Consider the following 24,011-nt stretch of genomic DNA (forward strand, 5'->3'; position numbering starts at 1 on the left):
AACATCAAAAATGAGAAGTTGATCAAATTTTAAAAAATACTTTTTGCAAAAAATTAGCTAAATTTGACCGCTTGTTCGCAAAAGGGAATGCAATAAACGAAAAAGGAAGCCTTCGCTTCCTTCATTTAAATGTTAAGAGACCGCAAACTGAAGATTTGTACTCGCCAATATTTTTTGCTCTTCTTCTAAATCTATTGAAATCAGTGGATTATTCGCTAAGAAGCCCTGTTCAAAGGTAAGTTGCCAAGCATTATTTTCAATCACCAAATTCAACTGTTTCGGCACTACAGTCGCTTGGCGAGAACGGTTTAATAGCACCGCTAGCCGGAAAACCCGTACCAACGTTAATACATCTCTACATTGGTAACGGTTGATACTACGAATATCCGAGCGTTTGAATCCTTTAAGATGGTATCGCATTAATACCGATAGAAGGGTTTGCTGTTCAAAATCAAATCCCGGTAAATCTCGGTTTGCAATCAAATAAGCAGAATGACGATGCACATTATTGTGGTTTACTACAATGCCGATCTCATGCAATAAGCTTGCCCATTTTAAGATTGAACGCAAATCTTGCACTTGGCGGCGGTTTTTCCAAGTTTTGATTTGGTCAAATAAAATCAACGCCGTATGTTCCACCCTTTTTGCTTGCTGTTTATCTAAATCAAATTGCTCGGCTAACGCCTCTGCGGTACGCTGGCGAATATCCCCAACTTGGAAACTTTTCTCCAAACCATACATTACCCCTTCTCTTAAAGCTCCGTTGGAATAACGTAATACCTCAATTCTAAAGGTGTGAAAAAGTGCTAAAAGAATAGCTAAGCCCGGAACTAGCACGTCTGCTCGTTCATCAAGTAAGCCTCGTAGCTTAATCTCATTTAACGATTTAAACTCTAGGCAAATATCAATAATTTTCTGTAGGCGGCTTTCTGTAATTAAGCCATCACGATAGCCATTGGCAATCAGCACTTGATGAACAGTTTTAATCGTGCCGGAAGAACCTAAAGCATAGTCCCAACCTAACTCTTTGTACTCCCACATTAAATCTTCGATTTTTTCCATTGCAAGCTGATAGGCGCTATCAAAACGCTCAATCGTTAATTCTCCCTGCGGGAAAAAGCGTTTTGCAAAACTCACACAACCCATATGACGACTTTCCGCTCGAATCGGGGTAAAATCATCACCGATAGTCATTTCAGTTGAACCACCGCCAATATCTACCACTAATTTTCTGCCAGTTTCGGGTTGGGTATGGCTAACGCCCGAATAAATCAGCCTCGCCTCTTGTTGTCCGGAAATAATGGAAATAGGGTAAGGAAATACTGCTTTCGCTTGCTCCAGAAAATCTTGGTTATTGATTGCTCTGCGTAAGGTATAAGTGCCAACCACTTTCACATTCTCCGCAGAAAATCCTTCTAAACGCTTGGCAAATAAGGCTAAGCAAGCAATCCCTCTATCAATCGCTTCTTGGCTTAACACTAAATTCTCATCAAGCCCATCTGCCAGCCGTACACGCCGTTTCAAGCGGGAAAGCACTTGAATGGAACCATTTACGATACGGGCTACAATCATATGAAAGCTGTTCGAGCCTAAATCAATAGCTGCAAACTCTCTAGGAGCAATATTTGATGACATAATGAAACCCTGTACCAATAACTGAAATAAGTAAGATATTACCATTTTTGAGCCCTAGATATCACTACAAATTTAGCGTTATTCGCGAGAATTAATTTAAATCATAAAATGTGATAAATTTTTTTGACGAATTGACGGAAAAAGAATAGGATTTACGAGCTTACTTAATTCAACACTACATCAAGGGAGATTGATATGTCTGAAGTGAATAAATCATTCCACGATATGCTGGAATATGTGCATCTTTATCGTCTAAAAAACAAACTACATCGTGAAACTGCGGATAATGATCGCAAAATTCGTGACAATCAGAAACGTGTTCTTTTATTAGATAACCTAACGCAATACATTACCGATGAAATGTCTATCGAGGAAGTTCGAGCCATCATCTCCAATATGCGTGATGACTATGAAAATCGGGTGGATGATTATATGATCCGTAATGCGGAACTTTCCAAACAACGCCGTGAAATCCGCCAAAAAATGGCCTCTCACAAACAAGCACCAACCAATAAAAAAGCATAAAAAGCCAAGCGGTCTAATTTGCAAAAAAATTCGCAAATCAGACCGCTTGTGATTCATACGGTTAATTCAGTTTTTTCATTGCATCTGCCACAAATTCTGCTTCCGGCCCTAAAATCACTTGGTAGCCATTCTCACCTAATTTGATATTGCCTTTTGACCCTAAGGCTTTCAATTTATCATCATCAGCTTTCGCCGTGTCATTTAAGATTAAGCGTAATCGGGTAATGCAAGCATCAATGCTGGTAATATTCTCTTTACCACCTAATGCTTCAACAAATTTGGCAGCTTGTTCACTACGAGAAACCGCATTCACTGTTTGCACTTCGGTATCATCTTCACGCCCTGGCGTTTTTAAGTTAAAGGCTTGGATCACCACACGGAATAATACATAGTAAATTACCGCGAACACGATACCTTGAGCCAATAACATATACCACTGTATAGCCAGCGGATTTCGTGTCGATAACACTAAATCAACCAAACCTGCACTAAAACCGAAACCGGCAATCCATTCCATTGAGGCAGCAATATAAACAGATAATCCGGTTAATAAAGCGTGAACCACATAAAGCACAGGTGCAACAAACATAAAGGCAAATTCAAGCGGTTCCGTAATGCCGGTGAAGAACGAAGCTAAAGCAGCAGCAAACATAATAGAGGCTACTTGCACTTTCTTAGCCAGTTTCGCGCTGTGGTAAATAGCTAATGCTGCCGCAGGTAAGCCAAACATCATCACCGGGAAGAAACCAGCTTGATACATACCTGTTACCCCTATCACTGCTTTGCCCTCAGCCAATGATTTTGCTCCACCTAAGAAGTTTGGAATATCATTAATACCTGCAACATCAAACCAGAAAACCGAGTTTAATGCATGGTGTAATCCAACCGGAATTAACAAACGATTAAAGAAAGCATAAATACCTGCCCCTAACGCTCCCATATCTTTGATAGATTCCCCAAAAGAGACTAAAGCACCAAAAATAACCGGCCAGACATAGAGTAAGATAAATGACACCACAATCATTACCACTGACACCACAATCGGTACCAATCGTTTACCGCTAAAGAAAGACAATGCTTTCGGTAACTCTACTTGGTAGAAACGGTTATAAATTTCGGCTGAAATAACCCCTACTAAGATCCCGATAAATTGGTTGTTGATTTTACCGAATGCTGCAGACACTTGATCAACTGCAATCCCCTTTAGCTGAGCAACAGCCCCCGGAGACAACAAAGTGGTAATCACTAAGTACCCGACTAAACCGGATAATGCGGCTGCCCCATCTTTTTCTTTTGACATACCAAATGCCACGCCCACAGCAAACAGAATAGACATATTATCAATAATTGCCGCCCCAGACTTAATTAGCAATGCCGCTAATTGGCTATTCGCTCCCCAGCCGTCCGGATCAATCCAATAGCCTATACCCATTAATAATGCAGCTGCCGGTAATGCAGCAACCGGCACCATTAATGCACGCCCAATTTTTTGTAAATAGGTTAATGTACTCATAAAAGCCTCCAAAAATACCTCATAATGAGTAACTTAAGCATAGGAAAAAACCGATTAAAGAACAATCAAATAAATTTGGTTTTGTGATCCATTTCAAAATATTTTTTAGGAGTTTTTATTCAATATTAGAAATATGTTCACTTTTTATCGTGATATTTTAAATAATTATCTAAATAGCACTGGATTACCTAAATATTCATTGACAAAACATTAATAAAACGGTATTTCTATGCACACTTTTCAATACTGTTGAAAAAGAGTAATGGGCTTGCCATTACGGGAGAGGTGCAACACTCAGGCAACTTGATTTTAGGCAACTAGGGCCGTTTGAGAATTAAGTGATGGGAGTGATTGCCGAGGTGTGAATTCACTAGACTGGAATTAACATCGGCTGAATAGGTTGAATCCTATCAGCTGTCATTTAATAGGTTATTTTACCATATTAAATGGAGTGCTCTGATTAATTGGTTCAACAATAAAACCGTATAATCTACTCAAATTTCCTTTCCGAATATCCCCTAACACAATATTTATCTATTTTTGTTTTAAGGAAATTTTTATTATGTCTCATCTTTCTGTGGCTAAATTTGGTGGTACAAGTGTTGCAAATTTTGATGCAATGACCTCTTCTGCCAATATTGTAATTGCTGATGCAAATACTCGTGTGGTTGTGCTTTCTGCCTCTGCCGGCGTAACAAATTACTTAGTGGAACTTGCTAACGGCTGTGAAAAAGAACACCGTGATGAAGTCATCGCAGCAGTCCGCCAAATTCAATACAATATTATTGAAAAATTACAACATCAAGATGCCGTTAAAGCGGAAATCGACGAATTATTAGAACGTATTGAAACATTAGCAGAATCAGCCAGCCTAGCTACCTCAGCCGCCTTAAGTGATGAGTTAATCAGCCACGGGGAAATGATGTCCACCAAAATCTTCACGCAATTATTAATTGAACGTGGACACCCGGCAGTATGGGTAGATGTGCGTGACGTTGTGGCAACAAACAACCATTATGGAAAAGCAGCACCAAATGACGAGAAAACCCAGCAACAATCAGACAATGTGATTAAGCCATTAATCGCATCAGGCAAAATTGTGATTACACAGGGCTTTATCGGTCGTGATGATGAAGGCAAAACCACCACTTTAGGACGTGGCGGTTCAGACTACTCTGCTGCATTGTTAGCAGAAGTATTAAATGCTAACGATGTACTCATTTGGACAGACGTACCGGGGATTTATACTACCGATCCTCGTGTTGTACCGAACGCTCAACGCATTGACACAATGGCATTTAACGAAGCGGCAGAAATGGCAACCTTTGGGGCAAAAGTATTACACCCTGCAACCTTATTGCCGGCAGTGCGTAGTAATATTCCAGTATACGTAGGCTCAAGTAAAGCACCGGAACAAGGCGGTACTTGGGTAACCCGTGATCCACAACCACGCCCGACTTTCCGTGCGATTGCATTACGCCGCAACCAAATCTTACTCACGCTTTCCAGCCTTTCAATGCTACACGCACAAGGTTTCTTAGCGAATGTATTTGCGATTTTAGCAAAACACAAAATTTCGGTTGATGTGATTACCACTTCCGAAGTCAGCGTTGCATTAACCCTAGATAAAACGGGCTCAGCCTCTTCGGGTGCGGATATGTTATCAGCCGAACTACTCGATGAACTCAACGCATATTGCAATGTGCAAGTAGAAAGCGACCTCGCTTTAGTCGCTATTATCGGCAACAACTTACACGCTCAGTCCGGTGTGGCGAAAAAATTATTCCACACTCTTGAGAATTACAACATTCGCCTAATCAGCTATGGAGCAAGCAGCAATAATGTTTGCACCTTAGTGAAAAATGCAGAAGCAGACGATGTGGTTCGTTCGCTTCACAAAGGCTTATTTGAATAAGCAATAACTCCATTGCAAGCGGTTATTTGGGGCAAAATTGTTGGATTTACCCCCTAACCGCTTCTTCCCTTTACTCCACAATCTCCACCGTCGCATTAGTACTAAGCCCTCTTACAAGCTGTGAGCCTTTTCTTGCACGTTCGCCGCGGTAGTTGTCAATATCGCTCGGTTTTAATGTAATTTTACGTTTGCCGGACACAAAAACCAATGAGTTGGTTGGTTTGATGACCAATAAACGGGCTAAATATTCATCACCGGATTTTGCTGAGGCAGCGGAAATATTGATAATTTTATTGCCTTTACCTTTGGAAAGTGCCGGTAGTTCACTCACCGGGAAAACCAACATTCTGCCGACATTACTCATTGCCACTAAAGATAAATTGTCATCGCTCTCAAGCAGTTGTGGCGGAAGCACTTTTGCATTTTCGGTTAAAGAAATAACCGCTTTGCCGGCTTTATTACGAGAAACTAAATCTTCAAAGGTACAAATAAAGCCGTAGCCAGAATCGGATGCCATTAGCACTTTGGTTTCAGGACTTGCCATTAGCACTTGCTGCACTACTGCACCTTCCGGCAGGGTGATTTTGCCTGTAAGTGGCTCACCTTGCGAGCGTGCCGAAGGCAGTGAAGTTGGTTCGAGAGCATAAGCTCGGCCTGTGCTGTCTAAAAATACCACCAGCTGATTACTTCTACCCCTTGCGTGGGCAAGATAACCATCTCCGGCTCGATAGCTAAGGGCTTGAACATCAATATCGTGTCCTTTCGCACAACGTACCCAGCCTTTTTCAGACAAAATCACCGTCACATCTTCGGTTGGAGTCAAGTCACTTTCCGCAATCGCTTTAGACTCCGCTCGTTCAACCAATGGTGAGCGGCGTGGGCTGGCAAATGCTTTGGCATCGGCTTGAATCTCTTTCTTGATCAGGCTGTTCAAACGGCGTTCCGAGCCTAAAATCAGTTGCAATTCATCACGTTCTTTTTCCAGTTCGGATTTTTCCGCCTGTAATTGATGTTCTTCCAATTTGGCTAAGTGGCGTAAACGTAAGTTCAGGATCGCCTCTGCTTGCACATCGGTCAGGTTAAAACGAGCCATTAACTCGGCTTTCGGCTCATCTTCATTGCGAATAATCTCAATTACTTCATCAATATTGAGAAATGCAATCATCAAACCGTCTAAAATATGCAAGCGGTTTAAAATTTTATCTAATCGGTAATTCAAGCGGCGAGTGACCGTGGTACGTCTAAAACTCAGCCACTCATTGAGAATAGTCAGTAAATTCTTCACTGCCGGTTTGCCGTCTAAGCCAATCATATTCATATTGACTCGATAGCTTTTCTCCAAATCGGTTGTCGCAAACAAGTGATCCATTAACGCTTCAAAATCAATGCGATTAGAGCGTGGCACAATCACAATCCGAATTGGGTTTTCGTGGTCAGATTCATCACGAATATCGTCCACCATCGGCAGTTTTTTATTCCGCATTTGCGTTGCTACTTGCTCAATAATTTTTGAAGGCGAGGCTTGGTGAGGCAAGGCTGAAATCACAATTTCACCCTCTTCTTTTTTCCATACTGCACGCATTTTAATGGAACCACGACCCTGCTCATACATTTTGGCAATTTCGGCTTTTGGCGTGATGATCTCAGCCTCTGTCGTGTAATCCGGCCCTTGCACCACGCTTAGCACATCATCAAGCGTGGCTTTAGGGTTATCCAGCAACATCACACTAGCATCAGCCAATTCATTAATGTTATGAGGCGGAATATCAGTTGCCATTCCCACCGCAATCCCCATCGTACCGTTCAGCAAAATATGCGGTAAACGAGCCGGCAGATATTTCGGTTCTTCCAACGAGCCATCAAAATTGGGCTGATAATCCACCGTTCCTTGCCCTAACTCGCCCAATAAAATTTCTGCAATTTTAGACAATTTCGATTCGGTATAACGCATTGCAGCGAAGGATTTCGGATCGTCCGGTGCCCCCCAGTTGCCTTGCCCGTCCACTAATGGATAGCGGTAAGAGAACGGTTGAGCCATTAACACCATCGCCTCATAACAAGCACTATCACCGTGCGGGTGGAATTTACCTAATACATCCCCCACGGTACGGGCTGATTTTTTATACTTTGCCGAAGCATTTAGCCCAAGTTCTGACATCGCATAAATAATACGGCGTTGCACAGGTTTCAAGCCATCACCAATAAACGGCAATGCCCTGTCCATAATTACATACATCGAATAATTGAGGTAAGCATCTTCGGTAAAACGCTTAATCGGCATCTGCTCAATGCCTTCATAATTGATTTCTGTGGTCATTTTTATTGATATTTATATTAAAAAAACGAGGGGTATTTTCTACGATTTAGCCTGTTTAGTCTAGCCTGAAACACAAGCGGTCGTTTTTTGCCATTTTTTTACTCAAAATAACCGCTTGTAGAAAGAAAATAATAGGCGATTTTTTATAAAAATCACGCTATACTAGACAAGTTTTATTTCTTGTTATTGAGAGGCGGCTATCAAAAATGTTTTACTTAAAAGCCTTTTTGCTAGTCGCAATTTAGAGAAATAAAACGACAATAATAGTAAATTCTTTAAAAGGAAAATTTCAATGACTCCAATTGTAAAACAGTTTAAATACGGTCAGCACACCGTGACCTTAGAAACCGGTGCTATCGCACGCCAAGCGACGGCGGCAGTAATGGTAAGTATGGACGACACCACGGTTTTCGTGACTGTGGTTGCGAAAAAAGACGTGAAAGAAGGACAAGATTTCTTCCCTTTAACCGTAGATTATCAAGAGCGTACTTACGCAGCCGGTCGTATTCCGGGCGGTTTCTTCAAACGTGAAGGGCGTCCTAGCGAAGGTGAAACCTTAATCGCTCGCCTGATCGACCGTCCTGTGCGTCCACTTTTCCCAGAAGGTTTCTTCAACGAAATTCAAGTGATTGCGACCGTAGTATCGGTAAACCCACAAATCAGCCCTGATTTAGTGGCAATGATCGGTGCATCGGCTGCTCTTTCATTATCCGGCGTGCCGTTTAACGGCCCAATCGGTGCGGCTCGTGTTGGTTTCATCAACGACCAATTCGTGCTAAACCCAACCACCAGCGAGCAAAAAATCAGCCGCTTAGATTTAGTGGTTGCCGGTACAGACAAAGCCGTGTTAATGGTGGAATCTGAGGCTGACATCTTAACCGAAGAGCAAATGTTAGCGGCGGTGGTGTTCGGTCACGAGCAACAACAGGTTGTGATCGAAAACATCAAAGAATTTGTTAAAGAAGCGGGCAAACCACGTTGGGATTGGGTTGCACCAGAGCCAAACACAGATTTAATCAACAAAGTAAAAGCATTAGCAGAAGCACGCATTGGCGATGCTTATCGTATCGTCGAAAAACAAGTTCGTTACGAGCAAATCGATGCGATTAAAGCAGACGTGATTGCACAACTTACCGCAGAAGATGAAACCGTTTCCGAAGGCGCAATCATCGACATCATTACCGCATTAGAAAGCCAAATCGTACGTAGCCGTATTATTGCAGGCGAACCACGCATTGACGGTCGTACGGTAGATACCGTGCGTGCATTGGATATTTGCACTGGCGTGTTACCACGCACCCACGGCTCTGCCCTCTTTACTCGTGGCGAAACCCAAGCATTAGCAGTAGCAACATTGGGTACAGAGCGTGATGCCCAAATCATTGATGAATTGACCGGCGAAAAATCTGACCGTTTCTTATTCCACTACAACTTCCCTCCATACTCTGTGGGCGAAACCGGTCGTATCGGCTCGCCAAAACGCCGTGAAATCGGTCACGGTCGTTTAGCAAAACGTGGCGTATTAGCCGTGATGCCAACCGCTGAAGAGTTCCCGTATGTAGTGCGTGTGGTGTCTGAAATCACTGAATCTAACGGTTCTTCTTCAATGGCATCTGTGTGTGGTGCGTCTCTTGCGTTAATGGACGCTGGTGTGCCAATCAAAGCAGCGGTTGCGGGTATCGCAATGGGACTCGTGAAAGAAGACGAGAAATTCGTGGTACTTTCTGACATTTTAGGTGACGAAGACCACTTAGGCGATATGGACTTTAAAGTCGCAGGAACCCGCACCGGTGTGACTGCGTTGCAAATGGACATCAAAATCGAAGGGATCACCCCTGAAATTATGCGTATTGCCCTAAACCAAGCTAAAGGTGCAAGAATGCACATTTTAGGTGTAATGGAACAAGCTATTCCGGCACCTCGTGCGGATATTTCTGACTATGCGCCACGCATTCACACAATGAAGATCGATCCGAAGAAAATCAAAGATGTGATTGGTAAAGGCGGTGCAACAATTCGTGCCTTAACCGAAGAAACTAATACCTCTATCGATATTGATGATGACGGTACAGTGAAAATTGCGGCAACTGACGGTAATGCAGCGAAAGCGGTAATGGCTCGCATTGAAGAGATCGTTGCCGAAGTGGAAGTAAACCAAATTTACAACGGTAAAGTAACCCGTGTGGTGGACTTCGGTGCATTCGTTTCTATCTTAGGCGGCAAAGAAGGCTTAGTCCACATTTCGCAAATCACTAACGAACGTGTTGAGCGTGTAGCAGACTACTTAGCCGTTGGTCAAGAAGTACAAGTGAAAGTGGTAGAAATTGACCGTCAAGGCAGAATCCGCTTAACGATGAAAGACATCAATAATACCAACGAAGCAAATACAGAGGAAACTGTATCTGAAAATGTGGTGGAAACAGAACAAGAAACTAATTTCTAGTTCTCACTAATAAAGATGAATAACGGGCTTCAACCGCCCGTTATTCCATTTTATCATTGATTAATTTAAAGGCTATTTAGTAATGGCACAACTGTTTAAGTTGTTACGAATTCGTTTCTTATTGCTGAATTTAATTTCTGTTTTAGTGCTAAGCGGTTGTGCCGGTCGGTATGCCGATTTGGTATCAATTAAAAACTTAGCGTTAGCAGAGCTCAACCCTCAACTTCGCTTTGAACAAGAAGCAATGGTTGTAAGGCTTAGTCAAGTATTAGAAGAAGCTGAATTAAGTTCATCTGAACAAGCTGACCTCTATTTTGAAAGAGGCGTTATTTACGACAGTTTAGGTTTATGGTCGTTAGCCCGTTATGATTTTGCCCAAGCCATTTCGTTAAATCAACGTATGGCGGCAGCTTATAACTATATGGGATTATATCTGCTGTTGGAAGGTGATTATGACAGTTCGATTGATGCGTTTAATGCCGTATTAGAATTAGATCGAGAATATAGTTATACCTACCTCAATCGAGGTTTAGCCTTCTACTACAGTGGTCGATATTCTGAAGCCCAGCGTGATCTTCTTCATTTTTATGAAGAAGATAAAAAAGACCCTTATCGAGTATTATGGCTATATTTCAATGAGCTGGAAATTACACCACTTGAGGCTAAAAATAACTTACAAAAACGGGCAAAATCGGTTTCAGCCGAATTTTGGGGAGCCAATATCATAAATTATTTTTTAGGTAAGTTAAATTTAGCTGAACTTCGTGCTATAATCGATCGTGATGCTAAAGAAAATAGCTCACAATATGCAGAAATACTGACAGAAACGTATTTCTACTTAGCAAAACAACAACTCAAATTAGATCATAAAGATGAGGCAATCAGCCTCTTTCGTCTTGCTCTTGCAAATCAAGTGTTTAACTTCGTTGAGTATCGTTTTGCCCTGTTTGAGTTATCACAAATTCGTGGTATGACTCAAACGACTCCCGTTGTTGATAAAGAATAGGGAAAGATTAGGACAATACAAGCGGTTAATTTCGCAAAAAATTTTGTAAATTTAACCGCTTATACTCAGGGGATTTTTAAAGCATCACTTGCTTTGTTATTTCATTTCTTCCTAAATTTCAACAATATAATTTTCATTAATGGCTGTGCAGAAAAATAGTCAATATTTTCTGCTTTCCGCCGTTCCAAACAAATGGTTTTTTATGACAACTGAATCTTTAACTTTCGCCGATTTAGGCTTACCCCAACCAATCCTTGATGCTGTAAATGAAATGGGTTTTGTAAACCCATCACCAATTCAACAAGAATGTATTCCTCACTTATTAGCCGGTCGAGATGTGCTTGGTATGGCACAAACCGGGAGCGGTAAAACCGCCGCTTTCTCTTTACCGTTGTTGGCTCAAATTGACCCAACACAACGCCACCCACAAATGTTAGTGATGGCACCCACCCGTGAGCTTGCCATTCAAGTAGCCGATGCTTGTGAGCAGTTTGCAAAAAATATGAAAGGCATTCGTGTTGTGACGGTTTATGGTGGACAACGTTATGACATTCAATTACGTGCTTTAAAACAAGGCTCACAAGTAGTAGTGGGTACGCCGGGGCGTATTCTTGACCATATCCGCCGTGGCACATTAGATTTATCCGAATTAAAATTCATCGTGTTAGATGAAGCTGACGAAATGCTGCGTATGGGCTTTATTGACGATGTTGAAACGGTAATGGCTGAATTACCGGAAACACATCAAACTGCCCTCTTCTCTGCTACTATGCCGGAGCCAATTCGCCGCATTACCCGCCGCTTTATGAAAGATCCGCAAGAGGTAAAAATTAAGGCAACCGAGCGTTCAGCCCCGGATATTGAACAAAGCTATTGGTTAGTTAACGGTTTCCGTAAAAATGACGCATTATTACGTTTCTTAGAAGTGGAAGAATTTGATGCGGCAATTATCTTTACTCGTACCAAAACCGGTACTATTGATATTACCGAACTATGTGAACGTAACGGCTATCGCACCGCAGCATTAAACGGCGATATGACTCAACAAGCTCGTGAACAAACTTTAGAGAAATTACGCTCCGGTCGTTTAGATATTTTAGTCGCCACCGATGTTGCCGCTCGTGGTATTGATATTGAGCGAATCAGCTTGGTCATTAACTACGATATTCCGTTAGAAGAAGAATCTTATGTTCACCGCATCGGGCGTACCGGTCGTGCCGGTCGTTCAGGTCGTGCCTTACTGTTTGTTGAGCCTCGTGAACGCCGCTTATTACGCAATATCGAAAATTTAATCAAAAAACCAATTAATGAAGTGGCGATTCCAAACCACGAAATTTTAATGGAAAAACGCCGTGAGAAATTCAAAGCCCGCATTTCTAAGCAGTTAGAACATCACGATTTAGAAAAATATCGTGAATTGTTGGAAGATTTATTTACTGCGGATCAAGACCACGAAGAATTAGCGGCGGCGATGATGATGTTACTGCAAGAAAAACAAAAACTGATTCTGCCACCGGATCCGGTTGTTCGTGCAGCCCGTTCTGAACGTGGACGTGACCGCAATGAGCGAAACGATCGTCGTAACGGTCGTGAACACCGTGAAAACAATGGTGTGGCAATGGATTTATACCGCATTGAATTGGGGCGTGAAGACGGTGTGGAAGTTCGTCACATTGTTGGTGCGATTGCCAACGAGGGTGATATCAGCAGCCGTTACATCGGGCATATCAAACTTTATGATAAATACTCAACCATTGAGTTGCCGCAAGGAATGCCAAATCATCTCGTACAACATTTCGCTCACAAAGCACGTGTATTAAGCAAACCAATGCAGATGACATTACTTGGCTCTGCAAACAGTGCAAGTAATGCAAATCCATTTGAAGGTCGTGGTCGCCGTAGTAACGATCGTAATGATCGTGGTGGTCGCCGAGACGGTGGTTTCAATAAAGACCGCAAAGGTGGCTTTAAAGAAAAACGCTTTAGTGAAAAACGTAGCCGCCGTGATTAATTAACCCAATGCCCTAGTCAATAGGGCATTTTTCATATTACACTATTTTACAAGCGGTCTTTTTCTTACATTTTTTTGCAACTATGTTTATTAAACCTAACCAAATGTCTTGCTCAACCACAATTTCCGAACAAGACATCGCATTTATGCAATATGCTCTTGATCTCGCTGATTTAGCCGAAGCAAAAGGCGAAATCCCAGTTGGGGCGGTACTGGTTGATAAAAACCAACAAATTATCGGCAGAGGCTGGAACCAAACCATTCAACTTTCCGACCCTTCTGCCCACGCTGAAATGCAGGCAATTCGTCAAGCAGGCCAAACTTTAGGGAATTATCGCCTATTAGATTGTACCCTTTATGTCACGCTCGAGCCTTGTCCTATGTGTGCCGGAGCTATTTTACATAGCAGAATTGGTCGTTTAGTGTTTGGAGCGAGTGATTACAAAACCGGAGCAGTAGGCTCACGTTATCATCTATTTGAAGATTATAAAATGAACCACTTTTTAGAAATACAAGGTAATGTACTAGGCAAGGAATGTAGCCAAAAGATCAGTGATTTTTTTAAGCGAAGACGTGAAGAGCATAAAGCTCAAAAAAAAGCATAGTAGAATGTTCTACTATGCTTTTTAACTTATTGACCAACTGAAGCTAAAATTCTGTCGGCAAATTTTCCGATACTGATACCGAAGTTGTTTGATTTATTCCAATCCATTAAAGTACGGAAATTATTAGAAACTAAAAACGCTCTTCCCGCTTCCTTATCCGGACGAATCAACCAAACCTTTTTGCCGTGTAATTGAGCTAATTTTGCCGACTCTTGTCCATTCGGATAAGCTAAATAAACACCTAAGGCTTGCCATTCAGCCAATGTTTTCGCTTTATTGATTTCAAGACCGGCAAAACTTAAATCCATCGGTGAAGCTAATTTAACCTCAACACCCCAAGGTAGTTGATTATCCCAACCTACTGTTGAAAGATAATTGGCAATAGAGGCAAACGCATCGGCTTCATTCTCCCAAATATCTTTTTTACCGTCATTATTGCCATCAGCTGCATAGATTAAGTAAGAAGTTGGCATAAATTGAGTTTGTCCCATCGCCCCTGCCCAAGAACCAAGCAATTCATAACGTTTGATTGTACCATCATCAAGCATTTTCATCGCATTCACAAATTCTTGCGTGAATAACTTCTCACGGCGACCGTCAAATGCAAGCGTTGCCAATACTGAAAGTACATCAAAATCCCCTTGGTTACGCCCAAAGCTGCTCTCCATTCCCCAAAGTGCCAAAATATACTCTTTTTGTACCCCATATTTTTGGCTGGCACGGGTAAGCTGGCTATTATATTCATACCAACGTTCGCTTGCCTGATTCACCTTCGCTTGGGTTAAGACTTTATTTAAGTAATTGGTTACACCATTTGGGTTAGGAGGTGGAGGCGGTAAATTCGGGTCGCGTCTTCGTGCAGCTTGCTGTTGATCCAACTGCACCGCTCTAGCGTTGTAATGAATGAATTTCTGAGCATTCAACGTTTTTGCAGACACGCCTGCACCCGCTGCTTTTTGTTTCAAAAAATGCACATAATCATTAAAATGACTGACCGAGCGAGATTTGCTGTATTTAGCATCTAAGTTTAAGCTTGAATAGTTTTCCTTATTATCACTTGCACAACCAGCTAAGGCTATAATCGCTAAAGGTAAGGTAAAAATTGTCGATTTCATCTTTATTCTGTTAGGTTAATCATTCGGTTGGGTCGAATCACGTTATCCTGAGTGATCTCCGCCACACCTAGAAATTGTCCGCTATCGGAATACAAACGCACCTGTCCATAAATTTGGTCCGGATTGTCAAACTTAATTCTTTGACCAAAGCCCACCGCTTTAGTTTGCTCTGAAGTTAAATTTATTTTCGCTAATGCAGAAACTGCCGTGTCCATCGGCAATAAGTGCTGGTCTAACTCTGCAAGCGGTTGATTTTCGGCTAAAGTTTGCAAATCTGCATAGCTCATCATTTTTTCAATCGGGTAATCTGCCACCGCGGTACGACGTAGCATCGTAACGTGTGCACCACAACCCAACTCTTCGCCTAAATCATCCACCAAAGTTCGGATATAAGTACCTTTAGAACAATGTACATCAAGGGTTAAAAATGGGGCGTTATATTCAATGAAATTCAGTTCAAAAATCGTAATCGGGCGAGCCTCACGCTCCACTGTAATCCCTGCTCGGGCATATTCATACAAGGGTTTGCCATTATGTTTTAAGGCTGAAAACATTGTTGGCACTTGCAAAATATCGCCTCTGAATTTATCCAAAACAGCCAAAATTTGAGATTCTGTCACTACAACCGCTTTTGTTTCCACCACTTGCCCTTCAGCATCTGAGGTGTCGGTTCGTTCGCCCAATTTTGCAGTAACGAGATAACGTTTATCAGAATCCAACAAAAATTGCGAAAATTTGGTCGCCTCACCTAAGCAAATCGGCAACATACCGGTTGCAAGTGGGTCTAACGCTCCAGTATGTCCGGCTTTATTCGCTTGAAAAATTCTCTTTACCTTTTGCAGAATATCGTTTGAAGACATTCCTTGTGGTTTATCTAATAAGAAAACGCCGTGAATATCACGGCCACGTTTGCGAGGTCTAGACACAATTAGTCCTCTTTATGTTTTTCTTCGTCATTTTTAATAACACTGGAAACCAAGTTTGACATACGCATACCTTCGACTAACGACTCATCGTAGATAAAACGCAGTTCAGGCACAATACGCAAACGCATTGCTTTCCCCAAAAGAGTACGAATATAGGGGCTTGCTTTCTCTAAGCCTTGCATACCTTGTTTGATAGCCTCAGCATCGTTATCAAATAAGAAAGTCACAAAAATTTTGGCATACGCCAAATCTCTTGATACTTCCACATCAGAAACAGTCACCATACCAATGCGAGGATCTTTTACCTCACGTTGTAAGATCACCGCCACTTCTTTTTGTAGCTCCTGTGCCACACGATCACTACGTTTAAATTCTCTGGACATTTATTTCTCCACAATAAAAAATAGGACGCACTGCATATGCCCCAACGATCTTGATTTGTAAAATATATTATAAAACAGATCGCTTGCGGACGCACACAGTACGCTCCTACATTTCAATTTATTAAATCGAACGTTTCACTTCAACAATTTCAAACACTTCGATTTGGTCGCCGACTTTAACATCGTTGTAGTTTTTCACGCCGATACCGCATTCCATACCGTTACGCACTTCAGATACGTCATCTTTGAAACGGCGTAGCGATTCTAACTCGCCTTCAAAAATCACCACGTTATCACGTAGAACACGGATTGGGTTGTTACGTTTAACGATACCTTCCGTCACCATACAACCGGCAATCGCCCCAAATTTCGGGTGGCGGAACACATCACGCACTTCTGCCAAGCCTATAATTTCTTGTTTAAATTCAGGCTGTAACATACCGCTCATTGCGGCTTTCACGTCATTTAATAGTTCATAAATGATGGAATAGTAACGTAAGTCGATGTTTTCGTTTTCAATCACACGGCGGGCAGAGGCATCAGCACGCACGTTAAAGCCGACCATAATAGCATTAGAAGCTGCGGCTAAGGTTGCATCAGTTTCGGTAATACCACCCACACCGGAGCCAACAATTTTCACTTTCACTTCATCGGTTGAAAGTTCCATTAATGATTGGCTAATCGCTTCTACCGAGCCTTGTACGTCTGCTTTAACGATGATGTTCAATTCTGCCACATCACCGGCTGCCATATTGCTGAACATATTTTCCAGTTTGGCTTTTTGCTGACGAGCCAGTTTCACTTCACGGAATTTACCTTGGCGGTAGAGTGCTACTTCACGGGCTTTTTTCTCATCACGCACGACGGTTGCTTCATCACCCGCAGCCGGTACGCCGGATAAGCCTAATACTTCCACCGGAATAGACGGGCCTGCCGATTCAATCTCTTTACCGTTTTCATCACGCATTGCACGCACACGGCCGTATTCAAAACCGCACAGAACAATGTCGCCTTTGTTTAACGTACCGGACTGTACCAAAATGGTTGCTACAGGGCCACGACCTTTGTCTAAGTAAGATTCGATTACCACGCCGCTTGCCATACCGTCTTTTACTGCGGTTAATTCAAGCACTTCGGATTGCAGAATAATGGCTTCTAGTAAATCATCGATCCCCATACCTTTTTTCGCAGATACCGGCACGAATTGCACATCGCCACCGAATTTCTCAGAAATAACCTCGTGTTGTAGTAACTCTTGTTCTACACGGTCAGGGTTTGCTTCCGGTTTATCAATTTTATTCACCGCTACCACTAATGGCGCACCCGCCGCTTTGGCGTGCTGGATCGCTTCGATAGTTTGTGGCATTACACCGTCATCAGCCGCAACGACGAGAACAACGATGTCGGTTGCTTTCGCACCACGCGCACGCATTGAAGTAAAGGCTGCATGCCCCGGGGTATCTAAGAAAGTGATCATCTTGCCGTCATCGGTTTCAACGTGGTATGCACCAATGTGCTGGGTAATACCACCTGCTTCACCTGCCGCCACTTTGGCTTTACGAATGTAGTCAAGTAACGAGGTTTTACCGTGGTCAACGTGGCCCATAATAGTCACTACCGGTGCACGGGTTACTTTTTCTGCGTGAGTATCACGATCTTCTAAAACCGCTTCTTCTAACTCATTTTCTTTACGCAAAATCACTTTATGCCCAAGTTCTTCCGCCACTAATTGTGCGGTTTCTTGGTCGATAACTTGGTTGATCGTCACCATTTCGCCCATTTTCATCATCATTTTGATGATTTCAGTCGCTTTCACCGCCATTTTATTTGCTAATTCAGCTACAGTGATAGTTTCACCAATCACCACATCGGCTTTAACAACTTGAGCAGGTTTGGTAAAGGCTTGTTGTAAAGCTGCACCTTTCTTACCTTGTTTACCTTTGCCTTTTACTTCTTTATGGTTGCGACGATCTGCACTGCGTTCGTTTTTATCCTCTTCACGTCCGCCTTTTTTCGCTTTAGCCACATTGCCCTTGCCGTTACGACCACGATTTCCCTCACTACGGCGGTCATTATCACGCTCAGCCTCTCTAGCATAAGAAGAAGTAAAACGCTCATCATCAAAATCTTCGTTGCCGTTATCTTCCGCTTCTTCACGAGCAATTTCAGCTAAACGGCGGGCATTTTCTGCTGCACGTTTTGCTTCCATTTCCGCTTTTTGCTGAGCTAATTCCTCTTGCTTACGGCGTAACTCAGCTTCTTCTTTGCGTTTAGCTTCTTTTTCAGGATCAATCGCTTTCTCTTGTTTTGGCTGTGTCTGTTGTGCTTTCGGTTTTTCTTCTTTTGCTTTGCTGCTTGGCATTACCGGCACAGAAATCGGTTTACTAGCGGTCGATTCTGCTGCTTTTTTTGCAGCTTCTTCTTTTGCAGCTTTCTCTTTAGCTTCAGCTTCGGCTTTTTCTTTGGCTAACTTTTCAGCTCTAGCTTTCGCTGCGGCAGCTTCTTTTGCTGCTTTTTCTTGCAATGCTTTTGCATCAATTTTCGGTTTTTTCTCTTTTACTTCAACCGCTTTTACTTTACCACTGGTTGTGGTTGTATTCACTTTACTCGCTTTGCGAGCGCCACCAAGCGAAAGTGTTTTTTTCTCTTCTGTCATTTTATTATCCTCTTTGCTTAGTTGAACCAACAAATTTGGCGTGCTGCCATAATTAGCTCGCCTGCTTTCTCTTCTGAAAGTTCTTCAATATCGGCTAAATCATCCACGCCTTGCTCTGCAAGTTCTTCAAGAGTCGTAATCTGTTTTTCAGCTAATTTGAATGCGATATGGCGGTCCATACCTTCAAGCGTTAATAATTTTTCTTCAATTTGAGCTGATTTTAATAACTGCTCTTCTTCTAACGCTTTTTTCGTGATCGCATTTTTAGCACGAGATTGTAATTCTTCAACTAAATCTTCATCTTCTAAACCGTCAATTGCCGTTAAAGCATCAACCGGCACATAAGCAATCGCTTCAAGAGACGTAAAGCCCTCTTCAATTAAAACTTGAGCGAATTCTTCATCAATTTCTAAAGCAGAAGTTAATAAATTGATGACTTTGCCATCTTCTTCTTCGCTCTTCTTCGTTAGCTCTTCAACGGTCATTACATTTAATGCCCAACCAGTTAATTGTGTCGCCAAACGCACGTTTTGACCGTTACGACCGATAGCTTGAGCCAGATTTTTCGCTTCAACCGCAATATCCATTGAGTGAGTTTCATCGTTAATCACAATAGAGCTTACATCTGCCGGAGCCATTGCATTAATCACAAATTGAGCCGGATTTTCGTCCCAAAGTACGATATCCACACGCTCGCCGCCTAATTCATTGCTGATAGCTTGAACACGAGCACCACGCATACCCACACAAGCCCCTACCGGGTCAATACGTTTATCGTGGGTTTTCACGGCAATTTTTGCACGAGAGCCGACATCACGGGCTGAACCTTTGATCTCAATTACGCCTTCGCCAATTTCAGGCACTTCCAATTTGAATAGCTCTTCTAACATCACCGGTTTAGCACGGGTAACGAAAAGCTGAGGTCCTTTTGATTCAGGCTTGATTTCGTATAACACACCACGCACACGGTCACCCGGGCGGAAGTTTTCACGTGGGATCATATCTTCACGCACAATGACCGCTTCGCCTTTGATATCTTCTGATTTACCTTGTAACTCAAGGAAAATATTATCACGGGTTACTTTTTTCACAGTGGCAAGAATAATTTTGCCTAAATCCGAACGGAATTCATCAATGATTTTCGTCTTCTCCGCTTCACGAATTTTGGTTTTGACTACCTGACCAAAAGTCTGAATCGCCACACGACCGAACTCGATAGACTCTACTTCATCTTCAATAAAATCGCCTAATTGTACGTTTGGATCTTCAAATTGTGCCGCTTCTAAGCTGATTTCACGGGTCATATTATTCACATTTTCAACCACAGCCCAACGACGGAAAGTTTGGAAATCACCGGTTTTACGATCTACCACCACACGCACGTCAATATCTAAATCACGGCTCTTTTTGGTTGCAATGGTTAAAGCGGTTTCTAAGGCTTCAAAAATTGCCTCTTTTGGTAATTGCTTTTCGTTTGAAACTGCTTCCGCAGCTAATAAAATCTCTTTACTCATTTTGTCAGTTTACCTTTATCTTAAAAATTAAAAACCGGAACTAAATTTGCTTTTTGAATATTGCCAAATGCGAACTGGCGATCTTCATTTTCTACCGTTAAAGTGATGAAATCACCTTCTACTTGTTTGATTTTACCTTGCCATTTACGGCGATCGAACATCGGAATGCGTAAATGAATCACTACATCTTGCCCGATAAAACGCTCATAGTGGGCAACGGTAAATAATGGACGATCTAACCCTGGTGAAGAAACCTCTAAGTTATATTTATCGGCAATCGGATCTTCCACATCAAAAATCGCACTCACTTGGCGGCTGACATCGCTACAATCATCAATCGTCACGCCACCTTCTTTATCAATATATAAACGCACCGTTAAAAAACGGCCTGCACGTTGGCATTCAATGCCGACTAATTCAAAGCCTAATGCTTCAATAGAATCGAGCACTAAATCTTCTAGTTTTTGTTCTAAAGTTGCCAAGTCATAATCTCCAAATATAAAAAAAGCCGGATAAACCAGCTTTGATACGTTAATGCTGTACCAATTTCCGCAAAAAAGCCCCAGACGGGAAACCGTGGGGCTTTAAGCGGTTTGTTTTTTGCTGTAGCAACCACAACAAGCGGTCTTTTTTGCCAAATTTTTTGCAAATTTGCTACAGCATATAAAACAAAACTCACAACTTTAACCAAAGCTGTGAGCTTAAAACTGGTTGCGGGGGCCGGATTTGAACCAACGACCTTCGGGTTATGAGCCCGACGAGCTACCAAGCTGCTCCACCCCGCGTCTGATGGGGTGCATTATAGAGGTTCTACACAAAAACACAAGCATTTTTTAATATTTTCTTGTTAATTCCTCTTGATAGAACATTTTTAATCCATTTTTATCATTTGTATCGCTATAGAGCATTTGATAATAGTAGTCATACGCCAGCACATTTTGTACATAGCCTCTGGTTTCATAAAACGGGATACTGGCAATAAATTCATCCATTGCTAACTGCCCGTTACTACGTTTCAGCCACTGCTCAACACGCCCTGCTCCTGCATTATAAGCAGAGGCAATCAGAATCCGATTATTCGGATATTTTTCGTTTAACTCCATTAAATGGGTTGTGCCTAACATAATATTGTTAAACGGTTGAAAGAGATCATTGCCATCTTTGAAGGTTAAACCGTTATCTTTAGCGGTTTTTTGTGCTGTTGTCGGTAACAGTTGCATTAGCCCTCTCGCATTAGCGTGCGATTGAGCCTGAGCATTCCACGCACTTTCTTGACGAGCAATCGCCTGAGCAAACGTTTTGCTGATTTTTTTATCTTGCAGATGTAAATCGAACGAATCCGAATAGGCATTCGGTAATCGCAAATCAAGATAATCAAAGGCTTTTGTTTGAATTGTACCTTCCACCGCCAAATCATACCAATTTTTATCCTTGGCATATTTTATCAGGGCTAACTGGATTTTAGTTGGTGTATTTTCACCTGCTTCCGGCTTGATGTTTTTTATCCAGTCAATCCATATTTTTCTTGCCTGGTCAAACTGCCCTAGCTCTCGCAACTCTTGAATACGAGCTAATTGGTTTGCATACAATTCAAGCTGTGCTTGTGTCAATTCAGGCACTTCAAGCATCGGGATTTGGTAAACAATGCCTAATTGTTGAGCAGCCAACATAGCATAAAAGCCTCGCTCTTTAGCTAAGTTTTCAAAATCAGCTTTGCGTTTCGCCTCATTTTTCTCCTCTTTCGCTGCCCAATAACGCCACTCTGCTTTATCTTTCACTTCAGTTGAGAGTAAATCCAACCACTCATTTAACGCTGTTTGCTGCCAAATTGCCATTCGTAAACGGCGTTCGGTTAAATTGTCTGCCTTGAGCAGTTTAATTTGCTCATCACGCCAAAGCTGGAATGTTGGTTCTGGGTTATCAAAAAGCCGAGTGATAAAGGCATTTTTCCAGCTATTCATTTCCTCATTGGAAAATTGATACTTCTCCGCCCACGCTTGGTATTGCTGGAAACTCGGGTTCTCCATATTTTCCGATAAAGTTCGCACATATTTAGCAAAGAGTTGCTGAATAATCGCTTTATTTTCAGCATAAAATGGGGAATCAAGCGGTTGATTTTCGATAAAATTTTGCAAATCTGCTGGATTATTCGCTACCTTTTCAACTGAAGATAGCCAGCTTTTCAAATTCTCATTATTTACATTTGCAGCCAAATTCGCCAATTCAGCATTTGCATTCTGTTTAATTAATTCGACCGCTTTCAACCGTACTTTTTCATCGGTTTTAAGCCCCTGATCCCGCCAATAACTTTCTAAATTCGCACAATCAGAAGTTAATTTCGGCGTAGCAAGCCAAAAGCGATCAAACTCTTGCACCAAAGCAAGCAGTTCTGCATTTTCTGCTTTTTGCTCAGTTACTTGAGAAACTTCTGGATTGATTTGAGCTTTACTTGCTGCCAGTTCATAACGAGCAGAAAATAAACGGCATTGGTCGGCAAGACTACTCGGTTTTACATTTTGAGCATATTCCAGTAACTCCGGAAATTTCTGTTCACGATAGAGCAGCTCAAACATCAAGTTCTGTAACTGCCTTTGATACAAAGAATCAGGATATTTTGAAATAAATGCTTTAACTTCATTTTCTGTAGCTTGTTTTAACGTTATTTTAGCATTTAGCAGCTTCCATTCAGCTTCCATCTCCAACGGATAGCCCGCTAAGGTTAGTAATAAACGCTGAATTATCTGCTCCGTTGAAAGTGATAAATTCTTCTGACTAACCACTGCATCTGCCAAATAATTAATTTGCTGAAAATTTTCTCTCTGTTTTAAACGCAAATTTTCTGCATACTGTAGCTCTTTTTGATAAATCGCTAACCAATCATTTTTTAATTGTTTTAATTCTGTTTCAGTATAACTTTTTGATGGTTCTTTCCCGGTTCCTACCGCAAAAGCATATTGGCTTGCTAAAAATACAGCAATCAATGTTTTCTTCCACATTAGTTTTTCTCCTTAATCGTGAGTTTTAGGCAGAAAAGTAGGAATGAAGTTTCAAATAAAATGAAGTTATTTAAAAGCTGCCAGCTGATAATTGTTTAAAACTCAACCACCTGCCAGTTTCACTTTGAAACCTTTCTGTTCTAAGATTTGCTTAATGAATTCTCGATTATCGCCCTGGATTTCAATTACTTCATCTTTAAATGAGCCACCACAACCCAATTTACGTTTAAGCTCTGAAGCAAGAGAATTTAAGGCTTTATCCTCTAAATCAAGACCGGTAATGAGGCAAACACCTTTCCCTTTTCTACCACTTGTTTGACGTTGAATGCGCACAATACCATCCCCTTTAGGGCGTTCTTCTTTTATTACTTCGGGCTTTATTCTGCCTGTTTCCGTTGAATAGACTAATGTCATTTACAAATTTTTCCTCAAAAATAACCGCTTGTTTGAT

Annotated in this window: 17 protein-coding genes, 1 tRNA gene and 1 riboswitch; of the genes, 6 read left to right on the forward strand and 12 right to left on the reverse strand. The window is 41.8% G+C overall.

All coding sequences use genetic code 11. The features are described from left to right. Nucleotides 1-132 precede the first annotated feature (132 nt). Nucleotides 133-1,635: an exopolyphosphatase gene (gene ppx / locus ACJ7Z2_RS08375; RefSeq protein WP_126302008.1), complete on the reverse strand. Its 1,503-nt coding sequence runs from the start codon at nucleotides 1,633-1,635 to the stop codon at nucleotides 133-135. 195 nt (nucleotides 1,636-1,830) lie between these two features. Here ppx and ACJ7Z2_RS08380 point away from each other — a divergent pair, with 195 nt between their 5' ends. Further along, nucleotides 1,831-2,160, forward strand: coding sequence for a DUF496 family protein (locus tag ACJ7Z2_RS08380; RefSeq protein WP_006252310.1), 330 nt, complete (start codon nucleotides 1,831-1,833; stop codon nucleotides 2,158-2,160). Nucleotides 2,161-2,221: 61 nt separating this feature from the next. Here ACJ7Z2_RS08380 and nagE read toward each other — a convergent pair whose 3' ends face one another. Further along, complete coding sequence (gene nagE, locus ACJ7Z2_RS08385) at nucleotides 2,222-3,673, reverse strand: N-acetylglucosamine-specific PTS transporter subunit IIBC (protein ID WP_409499992.1); 1,452 nt, start codon at nucleotides 3,671-3,673, stop codon at nucleotides 2,222-2,224. Between the two features lie 272 nt (nucleotides 3,674-3,945). Then, a riboswitch (Lysine riboswitch) is annotated at nucleotides 3,946-4,137 on the forward strand. Nucleotides 4,138-4,235: 98 nt separating this feature from the next. On the opposite strand from nagE, the gene lysC reads away from it, so the two are divergent. Continuing rightward, nucleotides 4,236-5,588: a lysine-sensitive aspartokinase 3 gene (lysC, locus tag ACJ7Z2_RS08390; protein WP_409499993.1), complete on the forward strand. Its 1,353-nt coding sequence runs from the start codon at nucleotides 4,236-4,238 to the stop codon at nucleotides 5,586-5,588. A 70-nt stretch (nucleotides 5,589-5,658) separates the two neighbouring features. Here lysC and parC read toward each other — a convergent pair whose 3' ends face one another. Further along, complete coding sequence (gene parC, locus ACJ7Z2_RS08395; protein ID WP_409499994.1) at nucleotides 5,659-7,905, reverse strand: DNA topoisomerase IV subunit A; 2,247 nt, start codon at nucleotides 7,903-7,905, stop codon at nucleotides 5,659-5,661. Nucleotides 7,906-8,197: 292 nt separating this feature from the next. Here parC and pnp point away from each other — a divergent pair, with 292 nt between their 5' ends. From pnp to tadA, 4 genes are all read left to right on the forward strand, one after another. Further along, nucleotides 8,198-10,348, forward strand: coding sequence for a polyribonucleotide nucleotidyltransferase (gene pnp / locus ACJ7Z2_RS08400; RefSeq protein ID WP_409499995.1), 2,151 nt, complete (start codon nucleotides 8,198-8,200; stop codon nucleotides 10,346-10,348). A gap of 82 nt (nucleotides 10,349-10,430) precedes the next feature. Beyond that, a complete protein-coding gene (gene nlpI, locus ACJ7Z2_RS08405; protein ID WP_409499996.1) occupies nucleotides 10,431-11,354 on the forward strand; it encodes a lipoprotein NlpI in 924 nt (307 codons plus the stop codon). A gap of 202 nt (nucleotides 11,355-11,556) precedes the next feature. Beyond that, nucleotides 11,557-13,365 carry a DEAD/DEAH box helicase gene (locus ACJ7Z2_RS08410; protein WP_409499997.1) on the forward strand — a complete coding sequence of 603 codons (1,809 nt, stop codon included), beginning with the start codon at nucleotides 11,557-11,559 and terminating at the stop codon, nucleotides 13,363-13,365. 83 nt (nucleotides 13,366-13,448) lie between these two features. Further along, on the forward strand, nucleotides 13,449-13,970 hold the full coding sequence (tadA, locus tag ACJ7Z2_RS08415; protein ID WP_409499998.1) for a tRNA adenosine(34) deaminase TadA: 522 nt from the start codon (nucleotides 13,449-13,451) through the stop codon (nucleotides 13,968-13,970). Between the two features lie 26 nt (nucleotides 13,971-13,996). Here the strand turns inward: tadA and ACJ7Z2_RS08420 are convergent, their stop codons facing one another. The 9 genes from ACJ7Z2_RS08420 to yciH form a co-directional block, all read right to left on the reverse strand. Then, nucleotides 13,997-15,085: a lytic transglycosylase domain-containing protein gene (locus ACJ7Z2_RS08420; RefSeq protein ID WP_409499999.1), complete on the reverse strand. Its 1,089-nt coding sequence runs from the start codon at nucleotides 15,083-15,085 to the stop codon at nucleotides 13,997-13,999. A 2-nt stretch (nucleotides 15,086-15,087) separates the two neighbouring features. Further along, entirely contained in the window at nucleotides 15,088-16,011 is a 924-nt protein-coding gene (gene truB, locus ACJ7Z2_RS08425; RefSeq protein WP_409500000.1) for a tRNA pseudouridine(55) synthase TruB, read from the reverse strand. 2 nt (nucleotides 16,012-16,013) lie between these two features. Then, a complete protein-coding gene (rbfA, locus tag ACJ7Z2_RS08430) occupies nucleotides 16,014-16,394 on the reverse strand; it encodes a 30S ribosome-binding factor RbfA (RefSeq protein WP_006248565.1) in 381 nt (126 codons plus the stop codon). A gap of 121 nt (nucleotides 16,395-16,515) precedes the next feature. Continuing rightward, nucleotides 16,516-19,050 (reverse strand): translation initiation factor IF-2, encoded by a 2,535-nt coding sequence (gene infB, locus ACJ7Z2_RS08435; protein ID WP_409500001.1) that lies wholly within the window; start codon nucleotides 19,048-19,050, stop codon nucleotides 16,516-16,518. Between the two features lie 17 nt (nucleotides 19,051-19,067). Next, nucleotides 19,068-20,564 carry a transcription termination factor NusA gene (gene nusA / locus ACJ7Z2_RS08440; RefSeq protein WP_409500002.1) on the reverse strand — a complete coding sequence of 499 codons (1,497 nt, stop codon included), beginning with the start codon at nucleotides 20,562-20,564 and terminating at the stop codon, nucleotides 19,068-19,070. Nucleotides 20,565-20,584: 20 nt separating this feature from the next. Next, nucleotides 20,585-21,046: a ribosome maturation factor RimP gene (rimP, locus tag ACJ7Z2_RS08445; RefSeq protein WP_006248562.1), complete on the reverse strand. Its 462-nt coding sequence runs from the start codon at nucleotides 21,044-21,046 to the stop codon at nucleotides 20,585-20,587. Between the two features lie 226 nt (nucleotides 21,047-21,272). Further along, nucleotides 21,273-21,349, reverse strand: a tRNA-Met gene (locus ACJ7Z2_RS08450). 48 nt (nucleotides 21,350-21,397) lie between these two features. Further along, entirely contained in the window at nucleotides 21,398-23,560 is a 2,163-nt protein-coding gene (locus tag ACJ7Z2_RS08455) for a transglycosylase SLT domain-containing protein (protein ID WP_409500003.1), read from the reverse strand. A gap of 102 nt (nucleotides 23,561-23,662) precedes the next feature. Further along, complete coding sequence (gene yciH / locus ACJ7Z2_RS08460) at nucleotides 23,663-23,974, reverse strand: stress response translation initiation inhibitor YciH (protein WP_409500004.1); 312 nt, start codon at nucleotides 23,972-23,974, stop codon at nucleotides 23,663-23,665. Between the last annotated feature and the right edge of the window lie 37 nt (nucleotides 23,975-24,011).

It is taken from the genome of Mannheimia glucosida, from assembly GCF_046267875.1.
Taxonomy (GTDB): domain Bacteria; phylum Pseudomonadota; class Gammaproteobacteria; order Enterobacterales; family Pasteurellaceae; genus Mannheimia; species Mannheimia glucosida.

Coding starts and splice junctions, on each gene's coding strand:
- ppx (WP_126302008.1), bottom strand. CDS start 1,635: ATGTCATCAAATATTGCTCCTAGAGAGTTTGCAGCTATTGATTTAGGC.
- ACJ7Z2_RS08380 (WP_006252310.1), top strand. CDS start 1,831: ATGTCTGAAGTGAATAAATCATTCCACGATATGCTGGAATATGTGCAT.
- nagE (WP_409499992.1), bottom strand. CDS start 3,673: ATGAGTACATTAACCTATTTACAAAAAATTGGGCGTGCATTAATGGTG.
- lysC (WP_409499993.1), top strand. CDS start 4,236: ATGTCTCATCTTTCTGTGGCTAAATTTGGTGGTACAAGTGTTGCAAAT.
- parC (WP_409499994.1), bottom strand. CDS start 7,905: ATGACCACAGAAATCAATTATGAAGGCATTGAGCAGATGCCGATTAAG.
- pnp (WP_409499995.1), top strand. CDS start 8,198: ATGACTCCAATTGTAAAACAGTTTAAATACGGTCAGCACACCGTGACC.
- nlpI (WP_409499996.1), top strand. CDS start 10,431: ATGGCACAACTGTTTAAGTTGTTACGAATTCGTTTCTTATTGCTGAAT.
- ACJ7Z2_RS08410 (WP_409499997.1), top strand. CDS start 11,557: ATGACAACTGAATCTTTAACTTTCGCCGATTTAGGCTTACCCCAACCA.
- tadA (WP_409499998.1), top strand. CDS start 13,449: ATGTTTATTAAACCTAACCAAATGTCTTGCTCAACCACAATTTCCGAA.
- ACJ7Z2_RS08420 (WP_409499999.1), bottom strand. CDS start 15,085: ATGAAATCGACAATTTTTACCTTACCTTTAGCGATTATAGCCTTAGCT.
- rbfA (WP_006248565.1), bottom strand. CDS start 16,394: ATGTCCAGAGAATTTAAACGTAGTGATCGTGTGGCACAGGAGCTACAA.
- infB (WP_409500001.1), bottom strand. CDS start 19,050: ATGACAGAAGAGAAAAAAACACTTTCGCTTGGTGGCGCTCGCAAAGCG.
- nusA (WP_409500002.1), bottom strand. CDS start 20,564: ATGAGTAAAGAGATTTTATTAGCTGCGGAAGCAGTTTCAAACGAAAAG.
- ACJ7Z2_RS08455 (WP_409500003.1), bottom strand. CDS start 23,560: ATGTGGAAGAAAACATTGATTGCTGTATTTTTAGCAAGCCAATATGCT.
- yciH (WP_409500004.1), bottom strand. CDS start 23,974: ATGACATTAGTCTATTCAACGGAAACAGGCAGAATAAAGCCCGAAGTA.